At 40.6% G+C, this 2,517-nt stretch carries 3 protein-coding genes; all 3 read right to left on the bottom strand.

Annotated elements, in window-relative coordinates:
- Positions 1-779 (bottom strand): ROK family protein (locus tag K6G87_RS17120; protein ID WP_296839966.1); only part of this gene is annotated, 779 nt, incomplete at its 3' end.
- Positions 780-804: 25 nt separating this feature from the next.
- Positions 805-1,032 carry a hypothetical protein gene (locus K6G87_RS17125; protein ID WP_296839968.1) on the bottom strand — a complete coding sequence of 76 codons (228 nt, stop codon included), beginning with the start codon at positions 1,030-1,032 and terminating at the stop codon, positions 805-807.
- A gap of 84 nt (positions 1,033-1,116) precedes the next feature.
- A partial coding sequence (locus K6G87_RS17130; protein ID WP_296839970.1) for a GGDEF domain-containing protein occupies positions 1,117-2,517 on the bottom strand: 1,401 nt, incomplete at its 5' end.

Raw genomic sequence — 2,517 nt, forward strand, 5'->3', positions numbered from 1 at the left:
TCAGGGCTAATTGTGTTGATCATATTACCAGATGCGATCGCAAGATAGTGGCAAGCCCTGTCGACAGCTTCCATGGCAACCTTATCTTCTTTTTCCAGAGCCTTTTTAAGGATCTTACTCTTGAATACGCCGCCTTCTACAGCATCAGCCATCTCGCTCTTACGACCGCGGGACACCTGCTGTCTTATATAAGCTGACATGCCCTGCTTACTTGAAAATGCTTCAAGACAGCCCCTTTGACCGCAGTTACACAAAGGTCCCTCAGGATCCAGGATCATGTGACCGTATTCCGCAGCCTTAAACTCATTACCTGTAAAGAGTTCGCCATTTAAAATAAGGCCACCGCCCATGCCTGTCCCTACAAAGAAACCCGCAACATTCTTATAGCCCTTGGCTGCACCATATTTGTACTCGCCAAGAACGCCAACATTTACATCATTGCCGATATAAAATGGCACACCAAATTTCTTTTTGATAGGTGATTTGATATCATAATTTTTCCAGGGCAGATTTGGGGAAAAGAGAATAATTCCGTCCTTCTGGTTTATGACACCGGGAGCTCCTGCTGCAATTGCGTTAACATCTTTTTTGTCTATGCCGGATTCCTTGATAAGCTCGTCAACAACGCTGATAATGACTTCTTCGACATTACCGGCACTATCTCCGCCTTCTTTGGTCTTCTTCTTAAGCCTGTAGACTATCTTGTCCTTTTCATCAAATACAGCACCAAGAATCTTGGTTCCACCAATGTCCAGACAAATGTTTATTTTATCGCCCATGCATCAACCTCCTGTGTTCAACCATTTAATATTCTTTTTTGGTACTGAGAGTCTCTTCACTTTCAAGCACATAGTTAACTGTAGAGACAATAGCGAATTCCTCACCCTTACCACTTGAATATGTTAATACAATTGGAGTGATTCTATGTACTTTAAAGGCAGGATCCTTTTTGGAAGGATCTGACATCTTGTTCATAATATACTCATTAAGTTCACGCTCTGTTGTAAATGTCTGAGATTTTACTATAACCATTATTACCCCGCTTTCCGCGCATGCGCGCAATGAAATTTATTATCTTAAAGCCCGTCTGTGGCCCTAATCCTTAGTTACAACTATTCATGTGATCAGAATATGAAGCCTGTTACCCTCTCTAGTCCTGGTAAATCTTATGTGACACATATTCTTAACTTCTGATCCGTCATAAAGATTAAATCCAACCAGCATCTTAAGAGTCTGCCCCGAATAATTTTCAAAACCGCTATAGATATTGTCTATGATAGTATCCCTATACTCTTTGGTTATCAGATTGATCATCTGCCCATTACAAAAACCATGAAGCTGCGTAGCAGAACTACATCCAAAGAACCTTGTAAATTCACTGTTTACAAGAAGTAATGGGCTCTCCATAGAAGCTTCACATACTGCAAATGCACCAGGCATTGTTTCAAGTATCTCATCAGTAGTAAGTTCAATATTTGCAAACTTATCTTCATATTTGCCAGGAGAATAAATACAAAATCCACCTTTGCCCGCGTGCTTAGCAGCATACATAGCCTTATCCGCCATCTGATAGAGCTGATGATATTCTCTGCCCTGCTTAGGATACATGCAATACCCCGCCGACATCCTGCAGCTTATCGTCTCATTTTCATATTCGATAGTCACAGGCTCTTTTAGCAGATCTTTCAAAAATTCATTAGTAAAATCCATAGACTTATTCATGAGAAGCCCAAGGAATTCATCTCCGCCAAGTCTGCATATTATTCCATAAAGCTCGAATTTGTGCTTAAGCTTTTCTGCAACGGCCTTAAGCATCTCATCACCGCAGCCATGACCATATCTGTCATTGACATGCTTGAAGTCATCAAGATCTATCATGATAAGAGCTGAAGAATTCTCAGCATTCTTGAACAGATAATCACGTATTACCGGAACTGCGCTATATCGGTTCTGAAGGCCGGTAAGACAGTCTGTTTCCACAGCTTCTTTTTCTTTAAGGAGCTTCCTTCTGTACTCATCAACGTCATAATCCAGGAAGTATGCAAAAAGCTCTCCTGTCTCATCCGACTTTACAACCTGGTATATGCTGTGAAGCCAGAACATCTTGCCTTTGGCGTATGATCTGAATTCGATGGAGCCGAACTCATTGCCGGCCTCATATTCTCTTATGATATTCTTTCTGTCAAAAAAGATTGAAGCAGCCTCTATATCCTGTATGTCAACTGCAAGGTTTATCATATCCTTGATGACGCCATCATAATCGTTAAGCCTGTCTTTATAGTCCTTGTAGTTCAGTACATCTTTATCGCTCATATGCATCTCGATAATACTGTTCTGAGTCAGATTGACCTCAAAATAAAATGATGCATCCAAAAAGTCATTATATGATTTATAACCAAGCACCTTAGAAAATTCACGACTTGAAAGCCACATAAATGCAGGATTTCTAGGAATCTTCTGAATCTTTTCATCCATGTCTTTGAGCATCCTGACACGATCTATATCCATGTCACAGAT

Source organism: Butyrivibrio sp. (assembly GCF_024699075.1).

Coding starts and splice junctions, on each gene's coding strand:
- K6G87_RS17125 (WP_296839968.1), bottom strand. CDS start 1,032: ATGGTTATAGTAAAATCTCAGACATTTACAACAGAGCGTGAACTTAAT.